At 50.9% G+C, this 14,593-nt stretch carries 15 protein-coding genes; 13 read left to right on the top strand and 2 right to left on the bottom strand.

Features of this window, described 5'->3' with window-relative positions; all coding sequences use genetic code 11:
* Positions 1–101 precede the first annotated feature (101 nt).
* The 7 genes from arsC (at position 102) to HC248_RS10505 (ending at position 6,604) form a co-directional block, all read left to right on the top strand.
* A complete protein-coding gene (gene arsC / locus HC248_RS10535; RefSeq protein WP_168922434.1) occupies positions 102–512 on the top strand; it encodes an arsenate reductase (glutaredoxin) in 411 nt (136 codons plus the stop codon).
* Between the two features lie 170 nt (positions 513–682).
* Positions 683–922: a hypothetical protein gene (locus tag HC248_RS10530; RefSeq protein ID WP_168922433.1), complete on the top strand. Its 240-nt coding sequence runs from the start codon at positions 683–685 to the stop codon at positions 920–922.
* An 82-nt stretch (positions 923–1,004) separates the two neighbouring features.
* Positions 1,005–1,883 (top strand): GNAT family N-acetyltransferase, encoded by an 879-nt coding sequence (locus tag HC248_RS10525; RefSeq protein WP_168922432.1) that lies wholly within the window; start codon positions 1,005–1,007, stop codon positions 1,881–1,883.
* Between the two features lie 61 nt (positions 1,884–1,944).
* Entirely contained in the window at positions 1,945–2,787 is an 843-nt protein-coding gene (locus HC248_RS10520; RefSeq protein ID WP_238342812.1) for a UDP-2,3-diacylglucosamine diphosphatase, read from the top strand.
* Positions 2,784–3,878, top strand: coding sequence for a glycosyltransferase family 4 protein (locus HC248_RS10515; RefSeq protein ID WP_168922431.1), 1,095 nt, complete (start codon positions 2,784–2,786; stop codon positions 3,876–3,878). The genes HC248_RS10520 and HC248_RS10515 overlap by 4 nt, the downstream gene beginning before the upstream one ends.
* Before the next feature lie 82 nt (positions 3,879–3,960).
* Entirely contained in the window at positions 3,961–6,108 is a 2,148-nt protein-coding gene (gene ppk1, locus HC248_RS10510) for a polyphosphate kinase 1 (RefSeq protein ID WP_168922430.1), read from the top strand.
* A gap of 7 nt (positions 6,109–6,115) precedes the next feature.
* Positions 6,116–6,604: a SixA phosphatase family protein gene (locus HC248_RS10505; protein WP_168922429.1), complete on the top strand. Its 489-nt coding sequence runs from the start codon at positions 6,116–6,118 to the stop codon at positions 6,602–6,604.
* 30 nt (positions 6,605–6,634) lie between these two features.
* Here the strand turns inward: HC248_RS10505 and HC248_RS17505 are convergent, their stop codons facing one another.
* Both HC248_RS17505 and HC248_RS10495 read right to left on the bottom strand, forming a co-directional pair.
* On the bottom strand, positions 6,635–7,189 hold the full coding sequence (locus tag HC248_RS17505; protein WP_337778943.1) for a hypothetical protein: 555 nt from the start codon (positions 7,187–7,189) through the stop codon (positions 6,635–6,637).
* A gap of 105 nt (positions 7,190–7,294) precedes the next feature.
* The gene (locus HC248_RS10495) at positions 7,295–8,794 is read right to left on the bottom strand and encodes a Ppx/GppA phosphatase family protein (RefSeq protein ID WP_168922428.1); all 1,500 of its coding nucleotides are present in this window, start codon (positions 8,792–8,794) and stop codon (positions 7,295–7,297) included.
* Between the two features lie 513 nt (positions 8,795–9,307).
* Between HC248_RS10495 and pstS the strand changes: the two genes are divergently transcribed.
* The 6 genes from pstS (at position 9,308) to phoB (ending at position 14,590) form a co-directional block, all read left to right on the top strand.
* Positions 9,308–10,351 carry a phosphate ABC transporter substrate-binding protein PstS gene (gene pstS, locus HC248_RS10490; protein WP_168922427.1) on the top strand — a complete coding sequence of 348 codons (1,044 nt, stop codon included), beginning with the start codon at positions 9,308–9,310 and terminating at the stop codon, positions 10,349–10,351.
* 111 nt (positions 10,352–10,462) lie between these two features.
* Positions 10,463–11,428, top strand: a complete 966-nt coding sequence (gene pstC / locus HC248_RS10485) for a phosphate ABC transporter permease subunit PstC (protein ID WP_168922426.1) — start codon at positions 10,463–10,465, stop codon at positions 11,426–11,428.
* A complete protein-coding gene (gene pstA, locus HC248_RS10480; RefSeq protein ID WP_168922425.1) occupies positions 11,425–12,285 on the top strand; it encodes a phosphate ABC transporter permease PstA in 861 nt (286 codons plus the stop codon). Before pstC ends, pstA begins: the two co-directional genes overlap by 4 nt.
* A 21-nt stretch (positions 12,286–12,306) precedes the next feature.
* On the top strand, positions 12,307–13,086 hold the full coding sequence (pstB, locus tag HC248_RS10475) for a phosphate ABC transporter ATP-binding protein PstB (RefSeq protein ID WP_168922424.1): 780 nt from the start codon (positions 12,307–12,309) through the stop codon (positions 13,084–13,086).
* A 64-nt stretch (positions 13,087–13,150) separates the two neighbouring features.
* A complete protein-coding gene (gene phoU, locus HC248_RS10470; RefSeq protein ID WP_168922423.1) occupies positions 13,151–13,852 on the top strand; it encodes a phosphate signaling complex protein PhoU in 702 nt (233 codons plus the stop codon).
* 15 nt (positions 13,853–13,867) lie between these two features.
* A complete protein-coding gene (gene phoB, locus HC248_RS10465) occupies positions 13,868–14,590 on the top strand; it encodes a phosphate regulon transcriptional regulator PhoB (protein WP_168922422.1) in 723 nt (240 codons plus the stop codon).
* The last annotated feature ends 3 nt before the right edge of the window (positions 14,591–14,593 follow it).

The following is a 14,593-nucleotide window of genomic DNA, read 5'->3' as shown; positions in this document are numbered from 1 at the left end:
TTGTTTTGCGCTTGTGTTGTCATTGTTCGACTATAGTCGAAAGATCGAAGCATTTATTTTTAACCACCTCTAAACGCAAAATCTACAAAAATATTTCACCAATGACTAGCATCACCATTTATCACAATCCACTCTGCGGCACGTCGCGCAACGTACTCGCGTTGATTCGCAATATCGGCCAAGAGCCGAAAATCATCGAGTATCTTCAAACGCCGCCTACTCTAGAAAAACTGCGTGAACTAATCGTGCAATCAGGCCTGAGCGTACGCGAAATCATGCGAGAAAAAGAGGCCAACCCTGCAGAGTTGGCGCTGGATGACGAAGCCTTGCTGTTGGCTATGTTGGCTCGCCCGATACTTATTAATCGACCCATAGTTGTGACCACGCTGGGCACGCGCTTGTGTCGTCCTTCTGAGCGGGTGTTGGATATTTTGCCGCTGCCGCAACATGCGGCATTGACGAAAGAAGATGGACAAAAACTGGTTGATGCCAGTGGTAAACGCATTCTTTAAGTACCATTTTTCAACGGTTCGTAGTTCGACTTAGCAATGCTATATTTGCCCCGAGCAACTTGCTCCAATGCTTTGTATGCTGTGTCACAGATAAGCCATTAAACTGACACGCCGCCGTCATTCCAGTCTTGCAAACTACATGAACTGAAAAGATTCATGGAGCACATGCAATGAAACTGGAAACCCTATCTCTCTGCAATAACGCATCTTCAAGCCGCAATCTCAGCAGCGGTTTGCAAGATCTCAATCTGCAATGTCAACGTATTTTGCGTTGCACCGCCAAGGCCATGAGTAGCAGTCCTGGCGGCTTACGCTTCAAAGCTGGCACCCGTCCCTGGTTAGACGGTTTGTTGTCGGCACAGACTTTTGATTCCCAAAAATTTGTCAATACTGCACTCGCTAACGACTGAAGTGGCACAGAAATTAGCCCCTTGCAAGGGGCTTTTTTGTAGCCCTGTCATGACTAAAACCTCTACTCTTTAGGAGCGAAACATGAAAGAACTGCCGAATCCAACCTTTGCATTGTCGCCAGTCGCTATGCCACGGGGGTCGCTTTGTCCAAGCCATCATGCAATCCATGCAGCCTCTCAGCTCAAGCCTGTCGCGGGCAAAATTTCTGTCAGCTGGGCCAAGCATCAAGATGAAGTCAGGCAGGCACAACGCCTGAGGTATCAAGTCTTTGCGCTGGAGATGGGCGCAAAAATTCCGTGCAATATCGCGGGCCATGACATCGATTTGTTTGACGACTTTTGTGAACATTTGCTGGTGCGTGATGAGGCCAGTGGCGGAGTCATAGGCACTTACCGCGTTCTCACGCCGACGCAGGCCAAGCGCGTCGGCAGCACCTATAGCGACACCGAATTCGATCTGACCCGGCTGCGCACACTGCGCTCACGCATGGTCGAACTTGGTCGCAGTTGCGTGCATGCTGATCACCGGCATGGTGGTGTGATTTTGGCGCTCTGGGGTGCATTGGCTGAGTTCATGGGGCGCAACCAGTTAGACACCATGATTGGTTGCGCGAGTATTCCTATGCGGCACATGGGTGTGCCCAGTGGTCATGCAGCCGCTAGCATCTGGCGACAAGTCAGCCAGACCCATCTCGCACCGATTGAATACCGTGTCACGCCGCGCTTGGCCTTGCCTGTTGATCAACTAGACGGCTCACTAGACATAGAGCCGCCGGCATTGATTAAAGGCTACTTACGCTTAGGTGCCAAAGTATTGGGTGCGCCGGCATGGGACCCTGATTTCAATTCGGCCGATTTGCCCATGATGATGCGCATCCAAGATTTACCGCCGCGTTATTTAAAACATTTCTCTGGCCGCTTAGATACTTTTGAAACTGGTAGCAACCACCGGGCTGGCTGATATGCGGGCCAATTTTGACGCCGCCATAGGTGCTTTATTTGATGCCTCAGGTGTCAAAGGCATGGGTTCTATTGAGCATGATGGTAATGACGATGAGAGCGCTGTGCGTAAGCGCTACCGCACAATATTTATCTCTGACTTACATCTAGGCACGCCTGGCTGTCAGGCTAACGCTTTGCTGGATTTCTTAAAAGCCCATCCTAGCGAGCGTCTTTATCTGGTTGGCGACATCATTGATGGTTGGCAATTGCGGCGCAAATGGTATTGGCCGCAAGCACACAACGACGTGGTTCAAAAACTGCTCAAACGTGCGCGCAAAGGTTGCAAAATTATCTTTGTACCAGGTAATCATGACGAGTTTGCGCGTGGCTTTATTGGTCACCAGTTCGGCGGCATTGTGGTGATGGAAGAGGTCGTGCATATGACTGCTGATGGCCGTCAACTTTGGGTTATCCACGGCGACTATTTCGATGCAGTCGTGCAGTGTGCCAAATGGCTGGCTTACCTTGGTGACAATCTTTATGAGTTCACTCTCAAACTCAATCGCCATCTCAACCGCCTGCGTGCCCGCATGGGTTTGCCTTATTGGTCGTTGTCGGCGTATCTCAAACAAAAAGTTAAAACTGCGCTTAACTATGTTACTGACTTTGAAGTGGCAGTTGCCAAGGAGGCGCGCCGGCGCGGACACCAAGGTGTGGTCTGCGGTCATATTCACCGTGCTGAGATGCGCGAAATTGACGGCATTCTTTATTGCAACGATGGCGACTGGGTCGAGAGTCGAACCGCGTTGGTAGAGAACTTCGATGGCAGCTTAGAGCTGCTGCACTGGCACAGCGACAGCGACCTCTCAAGTTTCGTCGTAACTCGAACCCAAAACTCAACCCAAGCCACAGCCACTTTATGAAAATTGCTCTTGTTACCGATGCTTGGCAACCCCAAGTCAATGGCGTGGTCACCACCTTGGTTGAGTTGGTGCGTGAGCTTGAACTGTTAGGCCACACAGTGGCCGTAGTTCATCCTGGTATGTTCAAGACAAGACCTTGCCCCGGTTATGCTGGTCTTGATTTGGCGGTTTCACCCAAGCGCGTACTGAGTCAAACACTAGATGCGTTTGTGCCCGATGCCATTCACGTGGCGACAGAAGGACCACTGGGCTGGGCCGCACGCAGTTATTGCATTAAGCGCGGTCTGCGTTTTACCACTGCCTTCCATACCAAGTTTCCCGAAATACTCAAGGCTGCAATCGGGCTACCGCTTTTTTTAGGCTATGCGCTGTTTCGGTATTTTCACAAAGCCTCATCTGGCGTGATGGTGCCTACGCTAGGCGTGCTACAGATGCTAGAGCGGCGCGGTTTTAAGCAGCTCAGAAGTTGGACTCATGGGGTTGATACGGCGCTTTTTTCTTATTCGCCTCAGCCCTTGGTACATCCACTTATGGCGGAAATGTCGCGCCCAATAGCGTTGTTTGTGGGTCGTGTTTCGTATGAGAAAAATATCCAAGCATTTTTAAAACTCGACATGCCGGGCACCAAAGTTGTCTGCGGTGTAGGTCCGCTGGAGTCCAGTCTCAAGCTGCGTTTCCCAGACGTATGTTGGATGGGCGTATTGGCTCGTGATGAGTTGGCCAAGGTTTATGCCGCCGCTGATGTGTTTGTTTTCCCCAGTCGCTCGGAAACTTTTGGTTTGGTGATGCTAGAAGCCATGGCCAGCGGCACGCCTGTCGCGGCCTATCCGGTAGATGGGCCGTTGCAAGTGCTAGGTGTGAGCCTGGATGACTATGCACTAGGCCTCGGTGGCGCGCTAAATCTTGACTTGCAAAAAGCCTGCACGCAAGCCTTGGCCTTGCCACGCGAGCAGGCTAGGGCGCGCGCTATGGCCTTTAGTTGGTCGCAAGCCAGTGGTTTGTTTGAGGGTTTTCTAGTCGCCGCTAATGGCCAAGCCAAGAGCACCGTTGCGGCTGAACGTTTAGCGACAGATCTTTCAGCGCAGGGCTAAGCTAAATGACAGTTAATCGTTAAAATTAAAAACTACTCACTCTGAAATTCAAAAGTTTAGTTTTAACTTTTTACCGTACTTCATGCTCCCTGATTTACCTTCTTCTTCACTTGCCTTGCTAGCGCCTACCAAAGCAGATTTTTTACCCGTTAAGTTCTTAGACCGTGACGGCTGTATTTTGGCGTTTAACGAGCGAGTGTTTGACTGGGCCAAGCGTGACGAAGTCCCGCTATTGGAGCGCCTACGCTTTTTGTGCATAGTGTCTTCCAACCTCGATGAATTTTTTGAGGTACGTGCAGCGCCGCATTTAATCGCGGCAAAAGCCAATGAAACCAAGGGTCTTTACACCACGAAAACCTTTGAGACGCTCTCAAAGTCTGCGCATGACATGGTAGCGCGACAATATGCGCTTTATAACGAGGCCTTGCTGCCGGCTTTTGAGCGTCACGGTATCCGTATTGTCTCGCACGGCGAGCGCAATGCGGCACAACGTCGCTGGGTTAAATCTTATTTCGCCCGCGAGGTCAGGCCGCTGTTGATACCGGTGGGCTTGGACCCTTCGCACCCGTTTCCGCAAGTGGCGAATAAGTCGCTCAATTTTATTGTTCGCCTCAGCGGGCTAGATGCTTTTGGGCGCGCTAATGATATTGCGATTGTTAAAGTGCCGCGTGTGTTGCCGCGCTTTATCGCCTTGCCGGTTCAGGGTTCGTCAACCGCTTCAAACTATTCTTCAAAGCCCGCGTATGAATCTGAACGCTTGTTTGTCTCGCTCTCTAGCGTGATTCGCAGTCACCTCGACGAGTTGTTTCCAGGCCGTGTAGTGGGTCAGTTCTCGCAGTTTCGGGTCACGCGCCATTCTGACCTCGCGGTTGATGAAGACGATGTGGCCAACCTGCGCACGGCGCTACGTCAAGGTCTTGAATACCGGCATTACGGCCAAGCTGTGCGGCTTGAAGTCTCGGCTGGTTGCTCTGAGCATCTCTCGGCATTTTTGCTAAAGCAATTTAATTTGCCTGTGGCAGCGCTTTATCGTGTGCACGGGCCTGTCAACTTGGTCAGGCTGACACAACTGATTGACCTGATTGATGATTCTTCTATGCTGTTTCCTAGCCACCGGCCTAGCTATCCGGCGCAGTTAAATATCGGTCAGTCTTTTTTTGAACGCCTCAAGCAAGGAGATGTCTCCATACATCAGCCGTTTGAGAGTTTTGACGGCGTGTTGGCTTTCTTACGTGAGGCGGTGAACGACCCACAAGTGTTGGTCATAAAGCAAACGATTTACCGCACCGGTGCCGATTCTGTTTTGATGGAGTTGCTGCGCGAAGCGGTGCGCCTCGGCAAAGAAGTGACGGTAGTCGTTGAGCTCAAGGCGCGCTTTGACGAAGAGGCCAATATCAATTGGGCCGAGATGCTCGAATCGATTGGTGCGCAGGTGGTGTATGGCGTAGTGGGTCTGAAAACCCATGCCAAGATGCTGCTGATCACACGGCGCGAAGGCAAGCGCTTGGTGCGCTACGGTCATTTGTCTACCGGCAACTACAACTCGCGCACTGCGCGTCTCTACACCGATATCAGCTATCTCACGGCCGACCGACAGCTAACCGCAGATATGGATAATTTGTTTGTTCACTTGGCCAGCCAAAGTCGGCTACCAAAGCTCAATCATTTGCTGCTCGCGCCGTTTGAGTTGCAACGAAAGTTGATTGAAAAAATCGATCAATTAGGTTTGGCCGCATTAGCGGGAAGGCAAACCCGTATTGTTGCCAAGATGAATGCCCTGACTGACGAAGACTTGATGAACGCGCTGGTCAGAGCCGGTCAGTGCGGCGTAAAAATTGACTTGATTGTGCGCGGTGCTTGCATGTTGCCCGCAGGTCTTCCTGGATTGACCGACAACATTGCCGTGCGCTCAGTGATAGGGCGTTTTTTAGAGCATTCGCGAGTATTTTATTTTCGCTGCGACGAGGACGAAACCTTATTGCTCTCCAGTGCCGACTGGATGAATCGCAACATGTTGCGCCGCATCGAACTGGCTTGGCCTGTGGTTGATGCAGACCTGCGTCAACACATGATTGATGAATGTTTGGTGGCCTATCTAAGGGACAGAGTTGATGCTTGGGATATGCGCGGCGACGGCAGCTATCAGCGCGTCTGGCCACTCCCTTCAGAGATAAGCCATTGTGCGCAGGCGGCATTGGTCGCGCGTTACTCCTCCCCGTATAAAGGCTGAAATCACAATGGATTTAATCCTATGGCGTCATGCCCAGGCTGAAGATATGACCTTAGATGCAACGCTTTCGCCGCAAGCACAGCAGCAACTTGATTTAACCCGCTCGCTTACCTCTAAGGGTGAAAAGCAAGCCACACGGATGGCTCTTTGGTTGGATAGACAATTGCCTGAGGGCTGCCGTATTTTGGTCAGCCCAGCGCGCCGCTGCGAACAAACTGCACAGGCGCTGGGGCGTAAATATCGTTTAGTTCCAGAACTAGCGCCCGGCTGCACGCCAGGTCAAATGCTAGCGGTGGCGCAGTGGCCGACGGCGAAAACACCCGTGCTCATCATTGGCCATCAACCTACATTGGGCCAAACTATTGCGCAGCTCTTGGGTATGCAAGAGAGTGATTGCGCGGTGAAAAAAGGCGCGCTTTGGTGGCTGCGTTATCGTGAGCGCGAATCCTTGGTAGAGACGGTAGTGGTCACTGTGCAGTCGCCTGAACACATTTAGACCAGAGCCAATCCCACTTAGTCCTAGGCTTTATTCGCGCGCCGGACGTCCGGTTTTGATCGCGGGTACTTGGTCTAGAGCGCTTAAAAATGCGGCGTCGCTTAGTGCGGCCAAGGCCTTGATGCCGGCGCGCAGTAATTCACTTTTCTTGACTGGACGAGTCAGCTGGTTGGCACGCAGTTTGAGGTCGTCTAGCACCAGGTATTCCGTTTTTGGAATGGTAAAGCTGTCGCGCACTAATTTGGGTTTTTTGGGTTTTTCTAACTTGGCTTTTTCAGCTAATTTTTCAGCTGACTTTGCTTGCAATTTAGGCGCTGGTTTAGCGCTAGGCTTTGCCGCCGTTGTTTTGCTATCAGCTTTCAAGCGAATTGCTTTAACGATGCTTGCCTTGGGTTTAAGGGCTGGCTTTTTTACAGCAGCTTGAGCCGTGAGCGTTTTCTTGGCTACTGGTTTCACTTTCTCTTTTGCTGCCACACGCGGTGCCTTAGCTGGCTTGGTGGCGACGGCTGCTTTTCGCTGTGTTGCTGTGACTGGTGTGGCTACAAAAGCGGCTGCTGGCGTGACTTCTTCTTGCATGGTGGTCATGGTTTATGCCTTTTGAAATAAACAGAATAAACAGTTTATACCATTTAAATTTAAGTGTGAAGTACTCATTTTTTCAGCCTTTTTACGGACACAATCAAGCCATTTTTAAAGCACTGACAAAAGCAATGTCCAAGGCGTTTTCTGCCAAGCCAGTACTTCTTCTTGTAGCAGGTGAGCCGATTGCGGAAATGTTTGTGCCCAGCCAGTTCTGCAATTGAGAACGAATAACCGAGTGGACTTGTCGCCGACGTCGAGTCGCAAGCCTTGAAGATCAGGCTCGCGTCTGGCGTGGCAGAGTATGACGGCTAAGCGCAGACACAGCAGTTGCTCAATAAACAGTCGGTCTTCAAAATCAGCCTCTAACTTTCGTAGCTTGCCTCTGTGGCCTAGCACCAGCAAACTTAGGCGATGCAACTCAGGCAGCGCAAAGCCAGGTGCATCGGCGTTGTCCAAAATATAGCCGCCGTGCTTGTGATAGTCGCTGTGCGAGACATGGCTGCCGATTTCGTGCAGTTGCGCCGCCCATTCGAGTTTGCGTTTGTGTAGGTCACTGTTGCCGTCAGGCAAGTTGCTGCCGCACATGGCAAACAACTGGCCTGCGACTTGACTGACGCGTTTGGCCTGCGCTGCATCGGTTTGGAATTTTTCGGCCAAACGTTGCACCGTGCTCAAACGCAAGTCTGTGTGTTCATGCTCGCGGTCTAACAAGTCGTGCAGTGCGCCATGACGCAATGCGCCTTGAGCGGCATGCATGGTTTTAATGTCTAGCAAATCAAATACGGCCCTCAAAACGCTCACACCGCCGCCTATGACAGCGCGTCTGTCATCACGCATGCCGTCCATTTTTAGGCGGTCTGCGCTTTGCGCTTTGAGCAGGCGCTCAAGCAGCCAGTCCAGACCTTCTCGCGTCACCATACCCGCAGGCCAACCGCCGGCAGTCAGCACATCGCAGACCGCGCCAATCGTGCCGGAGGCGCCATAAGCGACGTCCCAGCCGCTGCTGCGGTAAACATCAACCGCTTCGTCAAGAATCGCTTTGGCCGCTATTTCTGCGGATTCAAAAGCCCGTGCAGTAAATGCCCCAGTGGGGAAAAACTTCATAGACCATGCGACGCTGCCGACGCGGTAGGATTCTGTGGTGTGGGCCTGCATGGCGCGACCCATAATCATCTCTGTCGAGCGACCACCAATGTCAATCACCAACCTACGCTCATCCGATTGCGCTAGTAAATGTGCTACGCCTTGGTATATCAGCCGCGCTTCTTCGCGCCCGGGGATGACTTCAATGGGGAAGCCCAAAATAGCATGGCCACGGGTGATGAATTCATCCCGGTTTCTGGCCTCTCTTAGGGTCTGCGTGGCGACTGCTCGCACATGCGCCGGATTAAAGCCGGCGAGTCGCTCGCCAAACCGAGCCAGGCAGTCCCAGCCGCGCTGCATAGCGTCAAGGCTAAGGTTTCTGTCTACATCGAGGCCATTGCCTTGGCGTACGGTTTCTTTGAGGTATTCGATGCGGTGTATTCGACCGTGGTCGTAACGACCAATTTCTAGCCTGAAACTGTTGGACCCAATATCAACAGCGGCTAGTAACGTTCCATTTTCCATATCAGCTGACTCGTTTTGTTCGTGGTCAGCATAGCATTCAAATGTGGCGATCAATTTCGAGTTAAATAGGCTGGTTTACGCAAGCCGGCCAACATGGGGCAATCGGCAATATCCGGTTTTAATAAAAAAAATAGTCTTTGTTACGGTTATTTACTTATTCGTAATTGCGACAATTGTTCACATCAGTTTTATTTATTCCTTGTTCAGTGGAATCAAGATGCCATAGGCGATGTGAGTCAAGCTATTGCTTGTAGTCATGTTAGCTATGGCAATTGGCGTATGACATTTTTATGACAGTCATTTAGCCGCGGGTAAAAACTAGGCGACGTTGACGGCATGGCGCTGATGGCTTAGTTTTTTGCGCTCTATTCAGTGTTGATTTGAAAGCGACTTTTTAAATACCGTGAGGGTTTGATGCAATGGCGGAAAGCCTAAATGTCACATCTTTGTCATAAACGGCTTTTATAGTAACGCTGTTTTGTCTATCAATCGATTAACTCTAAGGGTGTCCCAATGAACGTGAGCTTCAAACTTTCCTTGACCGGTATTGCTGCCATCGCTGCGCTGAGCTTTAGCAGCTTGTCTAGTGCACAGCAAATAACGGGTGCAGGTGCAAGTTTTCCTGCCCCGCTTTACTCGAAGTGGGCTTCTGATTACAACAAGGCTACCGGTGTCAAAGTCAATTACCAGTCCGTAGGATCTGGCGCTGGCATTAAGCAAATAGATTCCAAGACAGTTGATTTTGGCGCTTCCGATATGCCGCAAACCGATGAAGTGTTGGCTGCAAAAGGTCAGATCCAGTTCCCTGCTGTGATTGGCGGCACGGTTCCAGTGGTCAACATCAAGGGTATAGCACCCGGCCAAATGAAGTTAGATGGCCAAGTGTTGGGCGACATCTACTTGGGCAAAATCACGAAATGGAATGACCCCGCCATCGTGGCACTCAATCCAGGCTTGGCTTTACCAGACGCTGCGATTGCAACGGTTCGCCGCGCCGATGGTTCAGGTACAACTTTTAACTTCACCAACTATCTCAGCCGCGTGCATGCTGAGTGGAAAACCAAAGTCGGTGAAGGCACAGCAGTTAACTGGCCAGTCGGTGCCGGCGGCAAAGGTAACGAAGGCGTTGCCGCTTTTGTGAACCGCCTGCCTAACTCCATCGGTTACGTCGAGTACTCGTATGTCAAGCAAAATAAAATGACTTACACCTTGATGAAAAACCATGATGGTGTTTTTGTCTCGCCTAATGACGCGTCGTTTGCCGCTGCCGCTGACGGTGCGCAATGGAATAAGTCTTTCTACCAACTGATCACTGACCAGCCCGGTAAAAATGCATGGCCTATCTCTACTGCTACTTTTATCTTGCTGAACATGAAGCAAGAAACACCTGCCAATGCGACTGAAGTCTTTAAGTTCTTCAACTGGGCGTATAAAAATGGTGGCGCTAGCGCTGCTGCTCTGGACTATGTGCCAATGCCTGCCAACGTGATTGGCACGATTGAGAAATCATGGGCCAAAGTCACTGATATGTCTGGTAAATCAGTCGCCACTAAGTAACTCCATAAGCCCGTAGCGAAACTCAATTTACAAGAGACTCTATCTGTGTCAATTACACTTCCGGCGAAAGATATACCTTTGCAACTGTCTGCACTATCCTCCGCAAGCGCTATGACCAATCCGCCTCCTGTTAAAAAAACTCGCTCCGGGCCTATGGCCGACCGCATCTTTGGCTGGGCTGCCAAAGGTGCGGCAATTTTTACCCTGTTAATTTTGTTGGCCATATTGGCGTCACTCACTGTGAGTGCTTGGCCGGCCATCCATGAGTATGGTTTCGGATTTTTGACCAGTACCACCTGGGATCCTGTGAAGGACGAGTACGGTGGTTTGGTGATGATTTACGGCACCGTCATGACCTCCATCATTGCGTTAATCATTGCTGTGCCTGTGAGCTTTGGTATTGCTTTATTTTTAACTGAGTTGTCCCCGGCCTGGCTCAAACGCCCGCTGGGTACGGCTATTGAGTTGTTGGCAGCTGTTCCGTCTATCGTCTACGGTATGTGGGGCTTGTTGGTGTTTAGCCCGGTGCTATCGACCTATGTGCAGCAGCCGCTGCAAAGCGCGTTTGGTGATGTGCCAGTTCTTGGCGCACTGTTTTCTGGCCCGCCGGTGGGTATCGGCCTTTTGTCGGCCGGTATTATCTTGGCCATCATGATCATTCCGTTCATCGCTTCAGTGATGCGCGATGTGTTTGAAGTCACGCCCAGCTTGCTTAAAGAATCAGCTTACGGCTTAGGCGCTACGACTTGGGAGGTCGTCTCGCAAGTCGTATTGCCTTACACCAAAGCTGGTGTAGTGGGCGGCATTATGTTGGGTTTGGGTCGCGCCATTGGTGAGACCATGGCGGTCACTTTTGTGATTGGTAACTTCAACCAACTGGACAGTCTTAGCTTGTTCCAAGCGGCTAACAGCATTACCTCCGCCTTGGCCAATGAGTTCGCCGAAGCCGGTCCTGGACTGCATCAAGCCGCATTAATGTATTTGGGTTTGGTTTTGTTCTTTATTACTTTTGTTGTGTTGGTGCTGTCCAAGGTTTTACTCTCGCAACTCAAGAAAAATGAAGGGGTCAAGACATGAGCGCCGTGCTGCAATCGGCTCGCGAAGCTAAATTCGCGCGACGTAAATTAATCAATCGCTTAGCTATTGTGCTGGCGCTTGGCGCTATGCTTTTTGGCCTGTTCTGGCTGTCTTGGATACTTTTTGAAGTGGTGCGTTTAGGCTTTGCTGGCCTGACTATGGACACCCTCACACAGATGACGCCACCGCCGAATGAGTTGGGCGGTTTAGCGAATGCGATTTACGGCTCGTTTTTGATGGTCATGTTGTCGGCTTTGGTCGGTACACCGATTGGTTTGATGGCCGGTATTTATTTGGCTGAGTTCGACACCAAAAGCTGGCTTGCTACCGTTACCCGTTTCGTCAACGACATCTTGCTTTCTGCACCATCCATAGTGATTGGTCTTTTTGTCTACGCCGTTGTTGTGGCACGCTTTAAGACTTTTTCTGGCTGGGCCGGCATGATTGCGTTGGCTCTGTTGGTTATTCCTGTGGTGATTCGTACTACCGAAAATATGCTGCAATTAGTGCCTTCCGGTTTGCGCGAAGCCGCTTACGCACTGGGTGCGCCAAAGTGGAAAGTGATCTTGAGTATTACGCTCAAAGCCGCTAGAGCTGGTGTTGTCACTGGCGTCATGCTGGCCGTTGCCCGTGTGGCTGGCGAGACCGCGCCGCTTTTGTTCACCGCACTGAATAACCAGTTCTGGACTTCCAGTATGGGTGAGCCCATGGCTAGTTTGCCCGTAACCATTTTTAAGTTCGCTATGAGCCCGTATGAGAATTGGCAAAAACTGGCTTGGGCTGGTGTGCTTCTTATCACCATGGCGGTGTTGGCTTTGAATATTCTTGCCCGTGTTTTGACACGCGCCAAAACCTGATCTTACAAAAAAATTCCACTCATGCAAGTTTCTACACCAAGCGCTACCAAGCCGAAGATTGACGTTAAAAATCTGGATTTTTATTACGGTAAATTTCACGCACTCAAAAATATTAATCTTGAAATTCCTGAGAAAAAAGTCACCGCTTTTATCGGCCCTTCAGGTTGTGGAAAATCAACTTTGCTGCGGGTTTTTAACCGCATGTTTGAGCTCTACCCTGAGCAGCGCGCCGAAGGTGAGATATTGCTCGACGGCGAGAATTTGCTGACCTCTAAAAAAGACGTCGCTTTAATTCGCGCCAAAATTGGAATGGTGTTCCAAAAGCCAACGCCTTTTCCAATGTCGATTTACGACAATATTGCTTTTGGCGTTAAGCTTTTCGATAGCCTCAACAGCAGCGATATGGATGAGCGTGTGGAGTGGGCACTGCGCAAAGCAGCGCTATGGACTGAGGTCAAAGACAAACTCAAGCAAAGCGGTTCTAGCCTCTCAGGCGGCCAACAGCAACGCTTGTGTATTGCTCGCGGTATTGCGATTAAGCCAGAAGTACTGCTGCTCGACGAACCTTGCTCGGCGTTAGACCCGATTTCAACCGCTAAGATTGAAGAGTTGATTACCGAGCTAAAAGACGACTACACCGTGGTTATTGTGACCCACAACATGCAGCAAGCTGCGCGCTGCAGTGATTACACTGCCTACATGTATCTGGGTGATTTGGTTGAGTTTGGCGTGACGGAAGATATTTTCTTCAAACCCAAGCGCAAAGAAACCGAAGACTACATCACCGGCCGATTCGGCTGATAATTTACGTTTGATGCAAGCGCGGCTGAGGCCGACAATTTCAACGGATTTCAAAGAGTAAACCATGCCTGAAAAACACCTATCTACCCAGTTTGACAGCGAGCTTAATGCTGTTTCATCGCGCGTCATGGAACTCGGTGGACTGGTTGAGTCCCAGATAACCAATGCGTTTTATGCGCTTTCTCAATACAGCACTGAGAGCGCCAATTTAGTTATCGCCAACGAGCCGCGCGTTAACGCCATGGAAATTGATATCGATCGCGAGCTCTCTTCCATCATCGCTAGACGTCAGCCGACGGCGCGCGATCTGCGCCTTTTGGTCGCGATTTCAAAAACCACGGCGAATCTTGAGCGTGTTGGTGATGAAGCCGACAAAATTGCTCGTATGGTCAAATCCATTATTGACAGTGGCGCTACCCGCACCTTGCCGACATCGGGTTTGCGGTTGGCCTGCGAGTTGGCCTCGGGCCAGTTGCGCAAGTCGCTAGATGCTTTTGCGCGCTTAGACACGGCGATGGCAGTGACAATTCTCAAAGAAGACAACCTGATTGATCAGGAGTTCGACGGCTTCGTTCGCAAACTCATCACCTACATGATGGAAGACCCACGCACTATCTCCACCAGCCTTGATTTGCTGTTTATTGCCAAGGCGATTGAACGGGTCGGAGACCATGCCAAAAATATTGCTGAATTCATCATCTACATCGTCAAGGGTGCGGATGTGCGGCATATTCCCATGGCCGATGTTGAGTCCGCTGTTAAGTAATTCACGGTCATATTAATGAAACAACTGCCACGCGTTTTGATTGTTGAGGACGAGCCTGCAATCGCTGAATTAATTGCTGTCAATCTTTTGCACGGCGGCTTTGATCCGGTGCTAGCGCAAGACAGCGTGACCGCTCAGCGTGAGCTTGATGCTAACTTGCCCGATATCATCTTGCTGGACTGGATGCTACCCGGTCAAAGCGGTGTTTCATTGGCGCGGCAATGGCGCAAACAGGCGCGCAGCAAAGATATTCCCATCATCATGTTGACCGCTAAAGGCGATGAGCCGGACAAGGTTGAAGGCTTGGATGCGGGTGCCGATGACTACATCACCAAGCCGTTTTCGACCCAAGAATTACTGGCGCGTATTCGGGCTGTGCTGCGTCGGCGTGCGCCTGAAGCGATCAATGACACAGTCAGCGTGGGCGCTTTAATGTTGGACGCCTCTACGCACAGAATTTCTTTTAAAGATCAAGACCTTAAGCTTGGACCGACTGAATTCAAATTACTTCACTACCTGATGAAGAATGCCGAGCGCGTGCATAGCCGCAGCTCACTGCTAGACAAAGTCTGGGGTGACCACGTGTTTATAGAAGAACGCACTGTCGACGTTCATGTCAAGCGTCTGCGTGAAGCACTGGGTGACGCTGGTGCAATGGTCGAGACGGTACGCGGTGCGGGTTACCGTTTAACCAATCAGCTGCCTGGTGCTGCGCTGCCCAATCGCAGCAACCTTTAAGCG

The sequence above is a fragment of the Polaromonas vacuolata genome (genome assembly GCF_012584515.1).
Taxonomy (GTDB): domain Bacteria; phylum Pseudomonadota; class Gammaproteobacteria; order Burkholderiales; family Burkholderiaceae_C; genus Polaromonas; species Polaromonas vacuolata.
The sequence above is the reverse complement of the archived record's forward strand: the minus strand, read 5'-3'. Positions and strand labels throughout refer to the sequence as shown.

What these genes read in the sequence shown, in the direction of transcription:
- pstS (WP_168922427.1), top strand. Translation starts at nt 9,308, where the DNA reads ATGAACGTGAGCTTCAAACTTTCCTTGACCGGTATTGCTGCCATCGCT.
- HC248_RS10505 (WP_168922429.1), top strand. Translation starts at nt 6,116, where the DNA reads ATGGATTTAATCCTATGGCGTCATGCCCAGGCTGAAGATATGACCTTA.
- HC248_RS17505 (WP_337778943.1), bottom strand. Translation starts at nt 7,189, where the DNA reads ATGACCACCATGCAAGAAGAAGTCACGCCAGCAGCCGCTTTTGTAGCC.
- pstB (WP_168922424.1), top strand. Translation starts at nt 12,307, where the DNA reads ATGCAAGTTTCTACACCAAGCGCTACCAAGCCGAAGATTGACGTTAAA.
- pstC (WP_168922426.1), top strand. Translation starts at nt 10,463, where the DNA reads ATGACCAATCCGCCTCCTGTTAAAAAAACTCGCTCCGGGCCTATGGCC.
- HC248_RS10530 (WP_168922433.1), top strand. Translation starts at nt 683, where the DNA reads ATGAAACTGGAAACCCTATCTCTCTGCAATAACGCATCTTCAAGCCGC.
- arsC (WP_168922434.1), top strand. Translation starts at nt 102, where the DNA reads ATGACTAGCATCACCATTTATCACAATCCACTCTGCGGCACGTCGCGC.
- phoB (WP_168922422.1), top strand. Translation starts at nt 13,868, where the DNA reads ATGAAACAACTGCCACGCGTTTTGATTGTTGAGGACGAGCCTGCAATC.
- HC248_RS10495 (WP_168922428.1), bottom strand. Translation starts at nt 8,794, where the DNA reads ATGGAAAATGGAACGTTACTAGCCGCTGTTGATATTGGGTCCAACAGT.
- HC248_RS10515 (WP_168922431.1), top strand. Translation starts at nt 2,784, where the DNA reads ATGAAAATTGCTCTTGTTACCGATGCTTGGCAACCCCAAGTCAATGGC.
- ppk1 (WP_168922430.1), top strand. Translation starts at nt 3,961, where the DNA reads ATGCTCCCTGATTTACCTTCTTCTTCACTTGCCTTGCTAGCGCCTACC.
- pstA (WP_168922425.1), top strand. Translation starts at nt 11,425, where the DNA reads ATGAGCGCCGTGCTGCAATCGGCTCGCGAAGCTAAATTCGCGCGACGT.
- HC248_RS10525 (WP_168922432.1), top strand. Translation starts at nt 1,005, where the DNA reads ATGAAAGAACTGCCGAATCCAACCTTTGCATTGTCGCCAGTCGCTATG.
- phoU (WP_168922423.1), top strand. Translation starts at nt 13,151, where the DNA reads ATGCCTGAAAAACACCTATCTACCCAGTTTGACAGCGAGCTTAATGCT.
- HC248_RS10520 (WP_238342812.1), top strand. Translation starts at nt 1,945, where the DNA reads ATGGGTTCTATTGAGCATGATGGTAATGACGATGAGAGCGCTGTGCGT.